This window comes from Shewanella sp. SP2S2-4, assembly GCF_031932025.1.
GTDB lineage: Bacteria > Pseudomonadota > Gammaproteobacteria > Enterobacterales > Shewanellaceae > Shewanella > Shewanella baltica.
The window spans coordinates 1-15,704 of record NZ_JAUOER010000018.1; the positions used below are offsets into that span (position 1 = coordinate 1).

Here is a 15,704-nt window from a genome sequence, read left to right on the forward strand (position 1 = left end):
TCGACAACTGCCTTTATGTAACCTCTAACTTTACCCTCTTTAATATCGTTTAATATTTCCTTACTAAACTGATTGATTAGCTTGGCTGCAGGTTCAGTAAGTGATTTAGATACGTAAAAAAGATATTTGACCTTATTCCCGCTAAAAAGACTTTCATCAATGGTTAGATGCAAAAGAAACTTTATTAACTCTTTCAAAAGTGCAGGTCTAGTTATATTAGATTTGTATTTCTTACACTGAACAACAGCAACAACTTCATCATTAGAGTAAATTACGCAGTCTCTACCTCTTTCTCCGACACCTTGCATGAGAGATATGTTGTCATATCCATTATGCTCATTATCAGTTATTTCTTCTTTAATTAATTGATAGGTAAGTATTTCGAAGTCTCTATCGCTTAGCTCACATAGTGGCAAATCTCGGCTGCTTGCATTCATTGCATGTGGTCGATATCTTGATTCAATTTCATTATCGATTTGTTCATCACTAACGGTGTTATACATTTGAATTCTCTTTGTTATGTAAGTTTACTAACAGCGCTTAGAAGTATTGACCAATGGTTAACCCAGCTCATGTAACGGGCTTAATCAGGGGGAGATCGTTGATTCCTTGATGGTTAAGCTCCTCATCATAGAATACCATATAGTGACCGATTTCAAGTGCTGCTGCACAAGGTGAAGCTGTAGTGGTGGTTTAAAACTGGTCGCTAGTTTGTTGGTGAATTGAATGTTTTGTCATAGCTGTAGTTATCCAAGAACTCACAGCCTGTGGGAATTAGTAACTAGCTTTTGTCTAATTGAGTAGTGCCTACAATCGTTAAGATTAGTTCTAGTCTTTAAAACCTAGAGGTTACGCATGTGCTCGAAAGGCGAGCCATGGTGATTGGCGAGACGACCGTCCGCCCTATGGACGGGGCGGTCGAGCATCCACGGACGGACTGGCTGCGTGTCGGTGAGTCAATGCCATGGCAAGCCTATATGCGTAGATATCCACCAACGCTAATCCCCTAAAAACAAAACCAAAAGTCGCAGTCACCCTAGACTACTTTCCTACACATTTAAGTCCAAAACCAATACAGTCGATTTTATAATCTAGAGCCCTCAATATGCCCTACTGAAATATATACCCATAGTCATACTCATATTCAGAGTCGCAATGTGCGCCACATGAAGTATTAAAGCCAAACCATAAGGCGAAATAGCCGATGAGATAAATCCACTCCCCTCTTAAATAGAAAAAGAGGAGTGATATTTTTATCCAATCGATATCAATCAAGCCAACTTAAAGGCTTTTATTTTGGGGAGATGGGCCGCGAGTTGGGGGAATTTGTGGGGTTGAACGTCATCCCAATCAATCGAATAATAGGCGCTTAATTCACTGGCGAGTTGCTGATTATCGAGCATCTCATCATTCACTGAAAATATGCACATGGCCTTGTGGGTATTCTTTTCGCGAAATTGCGACACGCACTTATTGGCAATATCGGCATATTCTTCTGGGCGATCAATCTTGCCCTGCATATTATCTTCTGGAAAAGATAAAGAGGACAGCCACATATTTTTGTGTTTTTTAGCTTCTTTGACTAAGCTTTACATTATGTTGCTTTTGTCGTTTTGGAGTGTCTTATGACCTCGGCCAGAAGACAGTTAATTGATGCCAATGCAACGCCTTTCTATCATGTGATAAATCGCTGTGTTAGAAGGGCTTTTTTGTGTGGTGAGGATAAACTCACGGGCCGCAGTTATGAGCATCGTCGCGGCTGGATTGTTGATAAAATCAAGGCATTATCTGCGATTTTCTGCATTGATATTTGCGCCTATGCGGTGATGAGTAATCACTATCATTTAGTGCTTAAAATTGATGTCGACAAGGCGAAATCGCTAACGCAAAAAGATATTATTAGTTGCTGGTGTCAAATCACTAAGGGCCATGTTGTCGCCACTAAGTATATGAATGGTGATGATTTAATCGACGGTGAAGTGATGTTACTTGATGCATTACTCGCCGAGTGGCATGAGCGACTGAGCAGTATCTCTTGGTTTATGCGCTGTTTAAATGAAGAAATTGCCCGTAAGGCCAATCGTGAAGATGAGTGTAAAGGCGCTTTTTGGGAAGGCCGTTTTAAGTCACAAGCGTTGTTAGATGAGCAAGCACTGCTGGCGTGCATGATGTATGTCGATTTAAATCCTATTCGAGCAGGGATTGCCGACTCCGTGCAATCCTCTGATTTTACATCGATTCAGGAGCGCGTGAATGCGCTTAATCCTCATATCAACTCGCCCCAACTGGTCAAAACTACCGCAGATAACCTACAGCCAGTCCTATCTAAAGCCCTCGCAAAATTTGATGGTTCAACACTTCTGAGCCAGCAAACAGGCATTCCGTTTCATTTTGCAGATTATCTTGAGTTGATAGATTGGACGGGACGAGCTATACGCCTTGATAAAAAAGGCTATATCGATAATCAACGGCCAAAACTACTCAATGAATTAGGAATTTCGCCCGATGCGTGGCTCACTTCAGCTAAAGAGTTTCGACGTCAATACAGTGGCATAAGTGGTCGATGGGATAGTATGTGCGAGTTTAAAAAGCAGCACAACAGCGGCAAATGGTGTAAAGGTAAAGCCTCAAGCCAAGCGTTACATCCTTAAGTTCATTATTGTCCACGATTCAGCGCTTGGAATTATTTTTGTTGATCCGAAATGAAGATAATTCCGCGCAAAACATAGCACGTTTTTGTCCAATAAGAGTGGTGCCTAATAATCGTTAAGATTAGATCTAGTCTTTAAAACCTAGAGGTTACGCATGCGCTCGAAAGGCGAGCCATGGTGATTAGCGAGACGACCGTCCGCCCCATGGACGGGGCGGTCGAGCATCCACGGACGGACTGGCTGCGTGTCGGTGAGTCAATGCCATGGCAAGCCTGTGCATGTAGATACCAGCCAACGCTAATCCCCTAAAAAAAAACCAAAAGTCGCAGCCACCCTAGACTACTTTCATACACATTTAAGTCCAAAATCAACACAGTCGATTTTACAATCTAGAGCCCTCAATGTGCGCTACTTAAAAAGATCCCAATAGTCACAGTCATATTCACAGTCGCAATGTGCGTCACATGAAGTACGAAAGCCAAAATCATAAGACGAAATAGCCGATAAGATAAATCCACTCCCCTCTTAAATATAAAAAGAGGAGTGATACTTTTATTCAATCGATGTCAATCAAGCCAACTTAAAGGCTTTTATTTTGGGGAGATGTGCGGCGAGTTGGGGGAATTTGTGGGGTTGAATGTCATCCCATTCAATCGAATAATAGGCACTTAATTCACTGGCGAGTTGCTGATTATCAAACATCTCATCATTAACCGAAAATATGCACATGGCCTTGTGAGTATTCTTTTCACGAAATTGCGACACGCACTTATTAGCAATATCTGCATATTCTTCTGGGCGGTCAATCTTGCCCTGCATATTCTCTTCTGGATGCAAATTGGGGTTAATCAGCACAGATTTAAGACCATTCAAAAATCCAATGCGTTCGGCCCAATAAGCACCGAGTCCTACGCCGACCATTAACGGCGCGGGATCGTCGCTATGCTGCATTTGCTTAGCGACTTCCTTGAGCAAGTGTTGCATGTCGTGCTTAGGGTGCAAAGTGCTGTAACTGACCAAACGTACGTCAGGGTCAATAAATTGCAACTGACGCATTTTTTCGTGATTACCTGGGCTAGTCGCATCAAATCCATGAAGATAGAAAATCATATCAAGGCCTTTTAATCATTTTTGATTACAGTGAATTAACTAACCCTAGCAAAAGAGTGATCTCGCACCTTGCGCTACATCAAACTTTCGCCTGTTGGGCCAAACAAATTTGCTCGGCAAGCTGCTTCGCGTTTTCCCAACGGGCGGTATTATCGATCGCTGCGGCCGTTTGTGCGGCATTGGGTTTAAGTAAACTTGCTGGATACTGCGGCGCGCTCGCTGGCCATGTAAAGCCATCGAGTAGCGACATCACGCCCGCATTGTCATTGCACACCAAAATCATATCGCAGCCGGCAGCTAACGCCGCGCTGGCCCTTGCACGATAATCGCCAGCAAATCCTGCGCCTTGCATGCCAAGATCGTCAGAGAAAATCACGCCGTTAAAGCCAAGCTCTTTGCGCAGCACTTGTTTTAGCCAGTATTCAGAGAAGCCTGCAGAGTTGGGGTCAACTTTAGGGTAAACCACGTGCGCGGGCATCACGCCTAATAACTTTTCTTTTGCGATCAATTCTTTAAACGGCAGGATATCCTTTGCAAAAATCGCCTCGGCATCGCGCTCATCAATCGGTTTCTCGTAGTGCGAATCCGCCACCACACTGCCGTGTCCGGGGAAATGTTTACCCACGGCGCCCATGCCTGCGGCCGCCATGCCCGCAATAAAGCTTTCGGCCAGTGTAATGACCTCAGCGGGCTCTGGGCTAAAGCTGCGTTTACCTATGACTTGGCTTACGCCGTTTAAGTCCAATACGGGCGCGAAACTTAAATCGATATCGCAGGCCAGTAGTTCAATCGCCATCAAGAAACCGAGCTCACAGGCCCAACGCTTGGCCAATACCATATCGCCCTTTGCTGCGGGTAAAATGTCGCCCATAGCGGGAATAATGGTAAAGCCATCGCGGAAGCGTTGTACTCGGCCCCCCTCATGATCGACGGCAATTAATAGTTCAGGGCGGATTTGGCGTATCTGTTGTACCAGACGGATCAACTGATCACGGCTTGAAAAATTGCGGGAAAATAGAATTAAACCACCCACCTGTGGATGACGTAGCATCTCAGATTCTGCCTCACTGACGTCCAACGACAGTAGGTCCAACATTAAATAGCTCATACTTCTCCCTAAAAATTTTCATTAATACTCAAAAAATAACCACTCAAGCCATAAGTGGGTCGCGCTCACAAAAAAGCCCAAAAAAGCGAACCACCTGCCCTTGTAGCGCTTTTAAATCCTGTATTCTTGGCCATAAAATGGTCAGCAAAAAAGTCCCAATTAAGTTCAGCTTATCCGAACTATAACGAATTAAAAAAACTAATGTGAATTGTCACGCTAATCTATGGGATACTGAAGCTAGAGTATCACACAAGCAGATTTCGCATGAAAGAACGCCGCCATTGACCAGAGATCACGTTGAAGATTAGCGTGCTTCAATCTGCAGAGCGAGCAATCCCATGCACTCAGACTAAAATAATAAACAAGACACAACAGGACTTCTATCATGATTAGCGTATTTGACATGTTCAAGATCGGCATAGGTCCATCGAGTTCACATACTGTCGGCCCAATGAAAGCGGGCAAAATATTTATGCAAAACCTGACTGACTCAGGACTCGTGACCCAGATTGATGAATTAAGAGCCGAGCTCTTTGGCTCCCTCGGCCAAACAGGCAAAGGCCACGGCACGGGCAAAGCAGTGATTTTAGGTTTAATGGGTGAAGATCCAGAAACCGTAGACACTGATAGTATCGACGGCATTTTAGAGCACGTCTCCAAGGACGAAACCTTAACGCTGCACTGTGGCAAAGTGGTTAAATTTACCCGCGAGCAAGGCATTACCTACCACAGACGCAAAACCTTGCCAGCCCACGCCAACGCCATGACCCTGTACGCTTATTGTAAAAATGAGTGTCTTTTCGAGCGTACTTATTATTCTGTCGGCGGCGGCTTTATCTTAGATGAAGACGAAATCAGCCAACGTAACGCATCCCCTGCATCACAAATCGAAGCGGCACCTTTTGATTTTGGCAGCGCAGCGCAATTATTAGAATTGTGTGGCGAACAAGGTCTGAGTATTTCTTCTTTGATGATGGCGAACGAACTGAGTTTAGCCACAGAAGATGAAGTCAAAGCCAAGCTGTGGAACATTTGGCAGACGATGAAAACCTGTATCGAACGCGGTTATCAAAAAGAAGGCATTTTACCTGGTGGCTTAAAACTGCGTCGCCGCGCCCCTGCCCTGTACCGTCGTTTGAAAGCCGAAGGCCGTAACAATGTCGATCCATTAACCGCTATGGATTGGGTCGATTTATTCGCCCTGTCGGTCAACGAGCAAAATGCGGCCGGTGATCGCGTCGTCACGGCGCCAACAAACGGCGCTGCGGGAATTATCCCTGCAGTATTATGCTATTACGATACCTTCGTACAAGAAGTGGATATCGATGTCTGCGCCCGTTACCTGTTAACCGCCGCCGCGATTGGTATTTTGTACAAGAAGAATGCCTCAATTTCTGGCGCCGAAGTGGGTTGCCAAGGTGAAGTTGGCGTAGCCTGTTCTATGGCCGCTGGCGCACTGACTGAAATCATGGGCGGCACGGTTGAGCACGTTGAAAACGCAGCTGAAATCGGCATGGAACATAACTTAGGTTTAACCTGCGATCCTGTGGGCGGCCTAGTGCAAGTACCATGCATCGAACGTAATGCAATGGGCGCTATCAAGGCGATCAACGCCTCTCGTATGGCTCTACGTGGTGATGGTAACCATAAGGTTTCACTGGATAAAGTGATCAAAACCATGATGGATACCGGCAGAGACATGCGCAGCAAATACAAAGAAACGGCCAAAGGCGGTCTAGCGGTCAACATTGTTGAGTGTTGAGTGCTGAGTGCTGAGTGTTAGTTCACTCTAGCTAACCGCTTAAATCGCACCATAAAAAATGCCGCCACTCACTGAGTTGCGGCATTTTTGTTTTAGCTGATCGGCGTGACTGCTGAATCGACGATTCAGGGCTTAAAGTACAAACTATGGAACTTAAGGTGTTCTTCAATAAAGCTCGCGATAAAGTAGTAGCTGTGATCGTACCCCGGCTGCATCCGCACATCTAAGGGATAACCCTTGGTATGGGCGATATCCACCAGCGATTGTGGCATCAATTGGGTGTCTAAAAAGCTGTCAGCTTCACCTTGGTCAATCAGTACTGGCACTTCGCTAATCGCGAGCTTAAGCAACTCGCAGGCATCGTACTGGCGCCAATGTTCACGATTCTCACCTAAGTACTCACTGAAGGCTTTAATGCCCCAAGGCGCATTACTCGGATTCGAAATCGGGCTAAAAGCCGAAATTGAGCTATATCTGTGCGGATTACTCAGGCCAATCACCAAAGCACCGTGGCCACCCATCGAATGGCCAGAGATGGCGCGCTGGGTAGTCACCGGAAAATGGGCTTCAATCAACGCTGGCAACTCGTGGACTATGTAATCGTACATTTTGTAATGACGATTCCACGGTGCTTTGGTCGCATTGAGGTAGAACCCAGCTCCTAAGCCTAAATCGTAGGCTTTATCCGCCGCATCGGGCACATCGTCACCGCGAGGACTGGTATCAGGGGCAACAATCGCCATCCCAAGTTCAGCCGCCATGCGCTGGGCGCCTGCCTTCTGCATAAAGTTTTCATCGGTGCAGGTTAAGCCTGAGAGCCAATACAGCACAGGCACAGGTTTATTCACCGCTTCGGGCGGCAGATAAATCGCAAAGCGCATCTCGCAGTTTAACGACTGAGATTGATGGCGATATTGCTTATGCCAACCGCCGAAACTCTTGTTACAACTGATATTTTCTATGGTCATACAAGTCCTTTTAGCTCAATCTGTTAGCGCTTGGTCATAGCGCTTGTCTTAGAGTTAGTCATGGCGTTTGTCATCTGCTCAGTGCAACACAGCAGACAAATTGTCACATCAAGCTGAAGCATCAATTGACAGTGCGAAACCGCTTATTTATCAAAATGGATCACGCTACGGATGCTCTTACCTTCGTGCATCAGCTCGAACGCTTCATTGATTTGCTCCAGCCCCATAGTGTGAGTGATAAAGTCATCGAGCTTAAACTCACCCGCCATGTAGCGCTCAACAATGTGTGGCAGTTCAGAACGCCCTTTCACGCCGCCAAAAGCAGAACCGCGCCACACTCGGCCAGTAACTAATTGGAATGGACGAGTTGAAATCTCTTGGCCTGCACCGGCAACACCGATAATCACCGACTCGCCCCAACCCTTATGACAACACTCTAAAGCGCTGCGCATCACATTGACGTTGCCGATACACTCAAATGAGTAATCTACGCCGCCGTCGGTCATCTCAACAATCACCTCTTGGATGGGCTTATCGAGTAATTTAGGGTTGATGCAATCGGTCGCACCAAGTTTTTTGGCTAACTCGAATTTAGATTCGTTGATATCAATCGCGATAATGCGGCTGGCTTTTGCCATCGTCGCCCCAATGATCGCCGATAAACCAATACCGCCGAGGCCGAAAATCGCCACGGTTGCGCCTTCTTCCACTTTGGCCGTGTTCATCACAGCGCCCATGCCGGTAGTCACGCCACAACCTAACAGACAAATTTCTTCTAATGGCGCACTTTTATTGACTTTAGCCAATGAGATTTCAGGCAGCACAGTATATTCAGAGAAGGTCGAGCAACCCATATAATGGAAAATAGGTTTGCCATCGAGATAAAAACGCGTGGTGCCATCGGGCATTAAGCCTTTACCTTGGGTCGCGCGAATTTTTTGGCACAGGTTAGTTTTGCCCGATAAGCAGAACTTACACTCGCCACACTCGGGAGTATAAAGTGGGATCACATGATCGCCCACTTGCACGCTGGTCACGCCCTCACCCACTTGCTCAACGATACCGCCGCCTTCGTGGCCTAGAATCGCCGGGAATACCCCTTCAGGATCGTCACCGCTCAGGGTAAAGGCATCCGTGTGACACACGCCCGTGGCCACAATGCGCACTAAGACTTCGCCCGCTTTTGGTAACATCACATCCACTTCTTCAATCTTCAGTGGTTGTCCTGGTCCCCAAGCAACAGCGGCCTTTGATTTAATAAACTGCGGTTTTTCGTTCGACATTGTTACCGTCCCTTGATAGGTAATAGGAGAAAATTATTGTTGTAATCGATTCTACTTAAGCTAAAGCATATTAGTTCAAGCATACAGACTCAGAATAAGGGCTCTGCATACGCTGATGCCGATTGCACTGATGTTACTATATAGGAAGATTGTATTTGTTTCTCAGTGAGAGACAATCTAGTATTCATGCAATTCATTTTTACTGAGCAACAACAATGTATCTCTGGGATGGCATTTCTGAGTTTGTCGCAGTGGCTGAGGCTGAAAGTTTTACCTTAGCGGCGCAGCGACTGAATATCTCCACCGCCCACGTGAGCCGTCAAGTCAGCGCCTTGGAGAATCGCCTCGGCACTAAGCTGTTTTACCGCACCACCCGCAAAGTATCGTTAACCGAAGAAGGCACCATTTATTATCGTCATTGCCGCCAATTACAAACCGGGTTAGAAGAAGCCGAGCGCGCCATCTCAAACCTAAAGGACTCACCCCAAGGCTTAGTCAAACTCACGGCGCCCGTGGCCTATGGCGAGAAATTTATCATGCCGTTACTTAATGATTTTATGGTGCAATATCCCAGCGTTGAATTTAGCGTCGACTTGACCAATCGCACCTTAGACTTGATTGAAGGCGGTTACGATCTGGCGATTCGCCTCGGCAAACTCGCCGATTCGAGTTTAATGGCCAAACCCTTAAGCAGCCGTACTCACTATGTGGCCGCCTCACCGAGTTATGTGGAAAAATACGGCCAGCCCCATACGCTATCAGAGCTTAGCCAGCACAACTGCTTGATTGGCAATCACAATTACTGGCGCTTTGTGGAGAATGGCCGCGAGCGCAATATCAAAGTGCGCGGCAATCTCAATTGTAACAGCGGCTACGCATTAAGGGATGCGGCGCTAAAAGGAATTGGTATAGTACAACTGCCTGATTACTATATTGAAGATGATATAAATGCGGGACGTTTGCTGTCCTTACTCGACGGTCACCGCGAAGCCAAAGAAGGCATTTGGGCGCTCTATCCGCAAAACCGCCACCTGTCGGCCAAGATCCGCGTATTAGTCGATTACCTCGCCGAAAAACTCATCGAACAGGACTAATGTGTTGTTGAGCGATCGTTTGTTGACCAGTTTGTTGCTAACAGCATCTTGTGAAGCGCCTGTTGTTGAACAATCTATTGCTGAGAGGTGTATTGTGGTGCCGTCTGTTATTGAGCATATTAAACAAACGAAGCGATAACAGACAAGACGCCGCAAACTAGCGCCAGTTTTCCCGTAAAGTGTAATACAACATGCCTAACGCCAACGCTTGATTACCAAACCATTCATTTAGCGGAATGCGGATATGGCGCATGCCGGCAAACAGATCAAATTCACGTAATTGCCCATCCATCGCATTGGCCATGATCTCAGCCATAATGTGTGATGTCGCCACCCCATGCCCAGAATATCCTTGGCAATAGAATACATTAGGCGACACTTTGCCGAGCTGCGGGATACGGTTAATCACAATCCCCGCCATTCCCGCCCACGCAAATTCGATATCAACACCCTTTAATTGCGGAAACGTGCGCTCAATTGCAGGCCGTAATTCCGCCGCCACATTTTTAGGATCGCGGCCGCTGTAATTAGTGCCGCCGCCGAACATCAACCGTTTATCTGCAGTCAGGCGATAGTAATCCAGCACAAAGCGACAATCGTACACGGCTAAATCCTGCGGATTGATTTGCGAAGCGATCTCATCAGGCAAAATTGCAGTAGCACAATTGCCTAAGGACGCAGGAAATAACATGCCACGCAATTGAGGGCGCGCAAGTTTATGGTAGGCATTCCCCGCGATCAGCACGCTATTGGCGCGCACTTTTCCCTTGGCGGTGACAACGGTAGCAAGATCGCCCTCCTCAATATCGAGCACGGGCGAGTTTTCAAAGATCAACGCCCCAAGACCTGCTGCGGCGCGGGCCTCACCAAGACATAAATTCACTGAGTGTAAATGCATGTTGCGCCGATTGACTAAGCCACCGTGATACAAGGGCGAGCCTAAATAGGCGGGCATTTCATCGGCGGAGACCAAGGTCATAAACTCCCCCATGCCGCGACGTTGCGCTTCATCATGCATCGCCTTGAGCTCCTGCATATGCTGCATCTGGTAAGCGGTTTGAATATGACCAAACTTTAAATCACAGTCTATGCCGTACTTGGCCACCCGATTTTTAATAATGTCATGACCGCGCCAACGTAAATTCCACACATAATCTTCAGCTTCATTGCCAATCTGACGACGCAGTTGTTTTGTCATCGCGGCATCGCCAGACAAACTGCCGGTCACCTGCCCACCGTTGCGTCCGGTTGCGCCCCACGCAATTTTGTTGGCCTCAATAAGCGCCACCTTGTAGCCCTTCTCGGATAATTCCAGCGCCGTTGCTACACCGGTAAACCCGCCACCGACAATCGCCACATCGACGCGAATGTCTCCTTCTAACTGAGGATAATTCGACTCTTGGTTTATGGTGGCATTGTAGTAGGAGGCGCAACGCTCTGCTGGCATAGTCATTCCTTGATGTTGAAAGTTAAATATTAAAAGTTAAATATTAAAAGTTAAATATTAAAAGTTGAGTGTTGAACGTTAAGTACTAAAAGCTGTGTGCTGGTAATGGGTGTTGAGTCTTAGTTTATAGGCGCGAGTGTTAACACGTTTTCCGCCGACGGTTGTTTTATATTTTTTACAAGCGTTCAGAATTTGAGAGTATATCTGAGTTGAGATCGAGGTCAACAGTGGATTGTGCTAACCGCTTGCTGGACATAACAAAGGGAGTTGGGCTGGCTCCTGCTTGACGAGCCTGAAATGGAGTAGCTTGAGATGAAAGTATCTGAAATGGCGGCCCTGTTATTATGGAGCTAGAGATTAAGCAGCCAGAGATTAAGAACATGAGCTTAGGCGCCGAATATTAAGGCGTGGCTCATTTTATCTTTTAAGCCTTATGCTTTTTGCTGGTTTAAGATAGGCTTGTGCGGCGTCATCCTCTTTTAATCTCAGCAACCTAGAGTCCATTATGCCACGATTGCCAATTGTCCAGCCACTTACCCAATTGCCGTTTTCACAAGCGTGCGAAAACAACAAAGCGCCGATTTTAGCCGTATTAACGCAGGCATTCTCACTCAACCAACATGTACTCGAAATCGGCAGTGGCACGGGCCAACATGCGGTGTATTTTGCAGCAAATCTTCCCCATTTAATCTGGCAAACCAGCGATCAAGCTGAGTATGTTGGTGGCATTAGCGCAAGATGCGAGCAAGAAGGCGGGCTATTCAATGCTGGGGAAAATCTAGCTTTACCGCTTATCCTTGATGTTACCGCGCCATGGCCAGTGGAGGGATTAACACCTGATATTGATGGCGTATTTACTGCGAACACTTTGCATATTATGAGCAAAAATATGGTAGAAGCGCTTTTTACTGGTCTTGGTCTGTATCTCCCTCAACTCAAAACACTGTGCATTTACGGCCCCTTCAACTACCAAGGCGAATTCAGCAGTGACAGCAATCGCCAATTCGATGCCTTTTTAAAACAGCGCGATCCCGCCAGCGGTATTCGCGATATTGAATGGATTTGCAGTTTAGCCAGCGGACAAGGCTTCACACTGAAGCAAGATGTGGCTATGCCCGCCAATAATAGACTACTGCATTTTGTTAAAGGCTCGTTTCTTGTTAAAAGCTAGCTTTAGTTTAATGGTTTAGTCCGTTTTGGCCTCGGCGGCTCTGTGTCCATAGCTCAGCACTCGAGTGGCTTTCCACTGCTCGCCCTGTTTGCGCCACACAATGACAAAGTCGGCTAGGCCATCACAGCTGCCGGTTTCAAAACTGCAAAAACGGTGAACGCCTTGCTCTATTGCGCCAAACTCTTTCACCGGAAACACTTTCATCGTGCCCGCAACTAACTCGCGGCGGTAATGGCCACAGGCGTATTTTTCGGTATTGGCGATCATGTCCTTGCGGTTCCACGTTACGCCACCTGTATCGTGGTAGAACTCCACATTTTCAGTGAAAAACGCTGCGTGTTTCTTGAGTTCAGCGGGGGCTGCGCACTTATTGAAACTGTCAAACACGGCAAAATCCACTGCTGCAATTTGGGTAGATAAGGTATCTTCTAAGGCAGCAGCGGGTTGCGCAGTGCCTGCATGTGAAGCCTCAGCGGTTTTATCCGATGCTGCTTTAGCTAATGCGGGCGCATCTGTGGCAACAGCGGGTTCGGTTGTGGCGAGTGACAAAGTTAAAACGGCGACTGTGGCTAGGCTATAAAATGCTGGATTCATATTCTCTCCGTGAATGTTGGCTGTAAATTTTTATGGCGACGATGCACATCACAAACCTGCATAACGCCACAAATCTGAAGCAGAAGTGTCAGCAAAGCGTATGCCAATTAAATTATCCTTTTAAATCAGAACAATATAATTAAAACTTGAATTTCCCTGCTGCATCTGCCGACAATTTATGGCTAGTTTCACTATCTCTACGCGATTTACCCCACCCCAGCGTTTCGCTTTTTCGTATTCGCTTCTCATATTTGCTTCTCAGCAATATCAGTTTCGTGGTGAACGCTTCGATCCACAACTGACATACCCACCATCATACTGTTATTAAAGAGTAAAATTTACATAGTCTTTACACAAAAGCGCGATCTTAGATCTTGAAGCGCTATTTAAGAATAATTATCATTCGCCGAAATTATCCAAGGAAGAATGATATGTCCCGCTTTATCCGCCGTACTCGCAAAACAAGTCATACATCCGGTGCAGCTCTGTCTCCTAAACTGAGCCTGCTATCGCGCGCCATAGGCTTAAGCCTGTTGTTACCCGCTGCATGGGCAACTGCCGCAGCTCCCCAAGATGCCACGCCAGAAATGGAACGTATGGTGATCACAGCAACACAAACGAAGCATTCGGAACTGTCGGCGCCAGCATCTGTGTCTGTGATAAACCGCAGTGAACTTGAAGCGCTAGTGATTGACGATCTGGCCAGCGCAGTACGTTATTTACAGGGCGTGAATATCAGTGAAGGCACGCCCTATGGTCGCAATGAAATTAGCCTACGCGGACTGGATTCGGACTACACGCTGATCTTAATCAACGGCCGCCGAGTCAACTCCCGCGAAGCACTAACCTCCGGTTATGGCAACGATTTTGACTTGTCCTCTATTCCCATGTCTGCGATTGAGCGTATCGAAGTCGTGCGCGGGCCTATGTCATCCCTGTATGGCTCCGAAGCTTTAGGCGGTGTGGTTAACGTGATTTTGCGCCAACCCACTGACGACTGGCAGACCAGTGTAGGCGTGCAATACGATACGCCCACCAGCGGCAAAGGTGGCGACAGCACTAAGTACAATTTCTACACCAGCGGCGCGCTGATCAAAGATAAATTACTGGCAAACTTAATCATCGACAGCAATAAACGCGATGCATGGCGTTCAGACTTAAAACCCACCATTGATGCGTTAGAAGACAGAGATGAAATCAGTGCTCTCGCTAACCTGCAATGGTTGATTGATAGCCAGCAAGATCTGCAATTTGATTTAAGTTACGCCAATGACGAACGTGAATCAGATTGGAATAACTACGGCACTATCCTCACCAATAACCAACAAGCCGAGCGGATAAGCTCAGGTCTAACCCACAATGGCCACTGGAACTGGGGCGATACTCGCCTGCGCTATTACTATGAAAATGTTGAGGTAACTGACGACTCAGCGTTAATCGCCGAAATTGGTAATATCACCCAAACCAACCACAATCTCGACGGCCAAACCACAGTCCTGCTTGGGGATCACATGTTAACCAGCGGCGCGGAATACCGTTGGACTCAGCTTGAAAACAGCCGCAATATTTTGGGTGATGGCACCTTAGACGACAGCCAGTCGGCCTTGTATCTACAAGATGAATTTAGCTTAGGCGAACTCAATATCACCTTAGGGGGGCGCATCGATCACCACGATGTGTACGGCACCGAATTTAGCCCACGCGTGTATTTGGTGTATAACTTAAGCTCTGAATGGGTGATCAAAGGTGGCGGTGGCAAGGCATTTAAAGCGCCAAATATGTCGCAATCCCAAGCCGATTATATTATCCCCGCTTGTCGCGGCGCCTGCACCGTTGCGGGGAATCCCGATCTACAGCCCGAAACCTCAGTGAACTACGAGTTATCGACCCAATATCAAACCACAGATTTTGGTGGCTCAATCACCTACTTCCACAACGATGTAGAAAATAAAATCATCACAGAAACCTGGGATAGAACGCCAGGCGCAGTGTTAACTTACCAAAACGTGAACGAAGCCAAGATCACCGGTTGGGAACTACAGGCTTGGTACGATGTAACCGACACGGTCAGCTTTAGCGGTAATTACAGTAAAACCGATGCCGAAGATAAGCAAAATGGCGCGCCTTTTACCCTAACGCCGGATGACAGCTACAACCTGAAACTGCAATGGCAGGCATTGGAGGGCTTATCCACCTTTATCGCCTACCACTACACTGGCGATCAGTATCTACGCACCAATGTAAAATCAGAAGGTTATGGTTCACTCGACCTAGGGGCAAATTACCAAATTAATCCTATGTTCAGAGTCAAACTCGGCGTCACTAACCTAACGGATGCTGAGCGCGACCAAGTGGCTACCGATCTTGATTACATTCAAAAGAGCCGCAGTATTTATGCGGGCGTGACGGCAAGTTTCTAATAGCAATCAGCCACAGACATGGGTTTATCTAGGTAAAAACGGGCTTGCGAATCTATCGCAAGCCCGTTTTTTATGAATTCAGTTTTAAGCTTTCGA

The 15,704-nt window shown here is 46.9% G+C and carries 13 protein-coding genes and 1 pseudogene; 6 read left to right on the plus strand and 8 right to left on the minus strand.

What is annotated here, in order from left to right; translation table 11 throughout:
• On the minus strand, positions 1–503 hold a 503-nt coding region (locus tag Q4Q54_RS14505; protein ID WP_311988788.1), incomplete at its 3' end, for a restriction endonuclease.
• Positions 504–857: 354 nt separating this feature from the next.
• Here Q4Q54_RS14505 and Q4Q54_RS14510 point away from each other — a divergent pair.
• Positions 858–1,010 (plus strand): hypothetical protein, encoded by a 153-nt coding sequence (locus Q4Q54_RS14510; protein WP_311988832.1) that lies wholly within the window; start codon positions 858–860, stop codon positions 1,008–1,010.
• A 261-nt stretch (positions 1,011–1,271) separates the two neighbouring features.
• Here Q4Q54_RS14510 and Q4Q54_RS14515 read toward each other — a convergent pair.
• Positions 1,272–1,532, minus strand: a pseudogene (locus Q4Q54_RS14515) (YqiA/YcfP family alpha/beta fold hydrolase); the annotation flags it as partial.
• A gap of 93 nt (positions 1,533–1,625) precedes the next feature.
• Here Q4Q54_RS14515 and Q4Q54_RS14520 point away from each other — a divergent pair.
• Complete coding sequence (locus Q4Q54_RS14520) at positions 1,626–2,651, plus strand: transposase (RefSeq protein WP_259212345.1); 1,026 nt, start codon at positions 1,626–1,628, stop codon at positions 2,649–2,651.
• Positions 2,652–3,221: 570 nt separating this feature from the next.
• Here Q4Q54_RS14520 and ycfP read toward each other — a convergent pair.
• Positions 3,222–3,761, minus strand: coding sequence for an alpha/beta hydrolase YcfP (gene ycfP, locus Q4Q54_RS14525; RefSeq protein WP_311988789.1), 540 nt, complete (start codon positions 3,759–3,761; stop codon positions 3,222–3,224).
• Between the two features lie 79 nt (positions 3,762–3,840).
• Positions 3,841–4,869: a beta-N-acetylhexosaminidase gene (nagZ, locus tag Q4Q54_RS14530; protein WP_311988790.1), complete on the minus strand. Its 1,029-nt coding sequence runs from the start codon at positions 4,867–4,869 to the stop codon at positions 3,841–3,843.
• Positions 4,870–5,254: 385 nt separating this feature from the next.
• On the opposite strand from nagZ, the gene Q4Q54_RS14535 reads away from it, so the two are divergent.
• Positions 5,255–6,631, plus strand: coding sequence for an L-serine ammonia-lyase (locus Q4Q54_RS14535; RefSeq protein WP_106650679.1), 1,377 nt, complete (start codon positions 5,255–5,257; stop codon positions 6,629–6,631).
• A gap of 125 nt (positions 6,632–6,756) precedes the next feature.
• On the opposite strand, the gene fghA is transcribed toward Q4Q54_RS14535, so the two are convergent.
• Both fghA and Q4Q54_RS14545 read right to left on the minus strand, forming a co-directional pair.
• Entirely contained in the window at positions 6,757–7,599 is an 843-nt protein-coding gene (gene fghA / locus Q4Q54_RS14540) for an S-formylglutathione hydrolase (protein ID WP_311988791.1), read from the minus strand.
• A gap of 143 nt (positions 7,600–7,742) precedes the next feature.
• Positions 7,743–8,882 carry an S-(hydroxymethyl)glutathione dehydrogenase/class III alcohol dehydrogenase gene (locus tag Q4Q54_RS14545; protein ID WP_006081880.1) on the minus strand — a complete coding sequence of 380 codons (1,140 nt, stop codon included), beginning with the start codon at positions 8,880–8,882 and terminating at the stop codon, positions 7,743–7,745.
• 215 nt (positions 8,883–9,097) lie between these two features.
• Here Q4Q54_RS14545 and Q4Q54_RS14550 point away from each other — a divergent pair, with 215 nt between their 5' ends.
• Complete coding sequence (locus Q4Q54_RS14550) at positions 9,098–9,976, plus strand: LysR family transcriptional regulator (RefSeq protein ID WP_006081881.1); 879 nt, start codon at positions 9,098–9,100, stop codon at positions 9,974–9,976.
• 157 nt (positions 9,977–10,133) lie between these two features.
• Here the strand turns inward: Q4Q54_RS14550 and Q4Q54_RS14555 are convergent, their stop codons facing one another.
• A complete protein-coding gene (locus Q4Q54_RS14555) occupies positions 10,134–11,423 on the minus strand; it encodes an FAD-binding oxidoreductase (RefSeq protein ID WP_311988792.1) in 1,290 nt (429 codons plus the stop codon).
• A 505-nt stretch (positions 11,424–11,928) separates the two neighbouring features.
• Here Q4Q54_RS14555 and Q4Q54_RS14560 point away from each other — a divergent pair.
• Positions 11,929–12,594 (plus strand): DUF938 domain-containing protein, encoded by a 666-nt coding sequence (locus Q4Q54_RS14560; protein WP_311988793.1) that lies wholly within the window; start codon positions 11,929–11,931, stop codon positions 12,592–12,594.
• 15 nt (positions 12,595–12,609) lie between these two features.
• Here Q4Q54_RS14560 and Q4Q54_RS14565 read toward each other — a convergent pair whose 3' ends face one another.
• Positions 12,610–13,188: a DUF4440 domain-containing protein gene (locus tag Q4Q54_RS14565; RefSeq protein ID WP_311905985.1), complete on the minus strand. Its 579-nt coding sequence runs from the start codon at positions 13,186–13,188 to the stop codon at positions 12,610–12,612.
• A gap of 431 nt (positions 13,189–13,619) precedes the next feature.
• On the opposite strand from Q4Q54_RS14565, the gene Q4Q54_RS14570 reads away from it, so the two are divergent.
• Positions 13,620–15,608 (plus strand): TonB-dependent receptor domain-containing protein, encoded by a 1,989-nt coding sequence (locus Q4Q54_RS14570; protein ID WP_311988794.1) that lies wholly within the window; start codon positions 13,620–13,622, stop codon positions 15,606–15,608.
• Positions 15,609–15,704: the final 96 nt, after the last annotated feature.

What these genes read in the sequence shown, in the direction of transcription:
- fghA (WP_311988791.1), bottom strand. Translation starts at nt 7,599, where the DNA reads ATGACCATAGAAAATATCAGTTGTAACAAGAGTTTCGGCGGTTGGCAT.
- Q4Q54_RS14555 (WP_311988792.1), bottom strand. Translation starts at nt 11,423, where the DNA reads ATGCCAGCAGAGCGTTGCGCCTCCTACTACAATGCCACCATAAACCAA.
- Q4Q54_RS14570 (WP_311988794.1), top strand. Translation starts at nt 13,620, where the DNA reads ATGTCCCGCTTTATCCGCCGTACTCGCAAAACAAGTCATACATCCGGT.
- Q4Q54_RS14565 (WP_311905985.1), bottom strand. Translation starts at nt 13,188, where the DNA reads ATGAATCCAGCATTTTATAGCCTAGCCACAGTCGCCGTTTTAACTTTG.
- Q4Q54_RS14550 (WP_006081881.1), top strand. Translation starts at nt 9,098, where the DNA reads ATGTATCTCTGGGATGGCATTTCTGAGTTTGTCGCAGTGGCTGAGGCT.
- Q4Q54_RS14545 (WP_006081880.1), bottom strand. Translation starts at nt 8,882, where the DNA reads ATGTCGAACGAAAAACCGCAGTTTATTAAATCAAAGGCCGCTGTTGCT.
- Q4Q54_RS14520 (WP_259212345.1), top strand. Translation starts at nt 1,626, where the DNA reads ATGACCTCGGCCAGAAGACAGTTAATTGATGCCAATGCAACGCCTTTC.
- ycfP (WP_311988789.1), bottom strand. Translation starts at nt 3,761, where the DNA reads ATGATTTTCTATCTTCATGGATTTGATGCGACTAGCCCAGGTAATCAC.
- Q4Q54_RS14560 (WP_311988793.1), top strand. Translation starts at nt 11,929, where the DNA reads ATGCCACGATTGCCAATTGTCCAGCCACTTACCCAATTGCCGTTTTCA.
- nagZ (WP_311988790.1), bottom strand. Translation starts at nt 4,869, where the DNA reads ATGAGCTATTTAATGTTGGACCTACTGTCGTTGGACGTCAGTGAGGCA.
- Q4Q54_RS14535 (WP_106650679.1), top strand. Translation starts at nt 5,255, where the DNA reads ATGATTAGCGTATTTGACATGTTCAAGATCGGCATAGGTCCATCGAGT.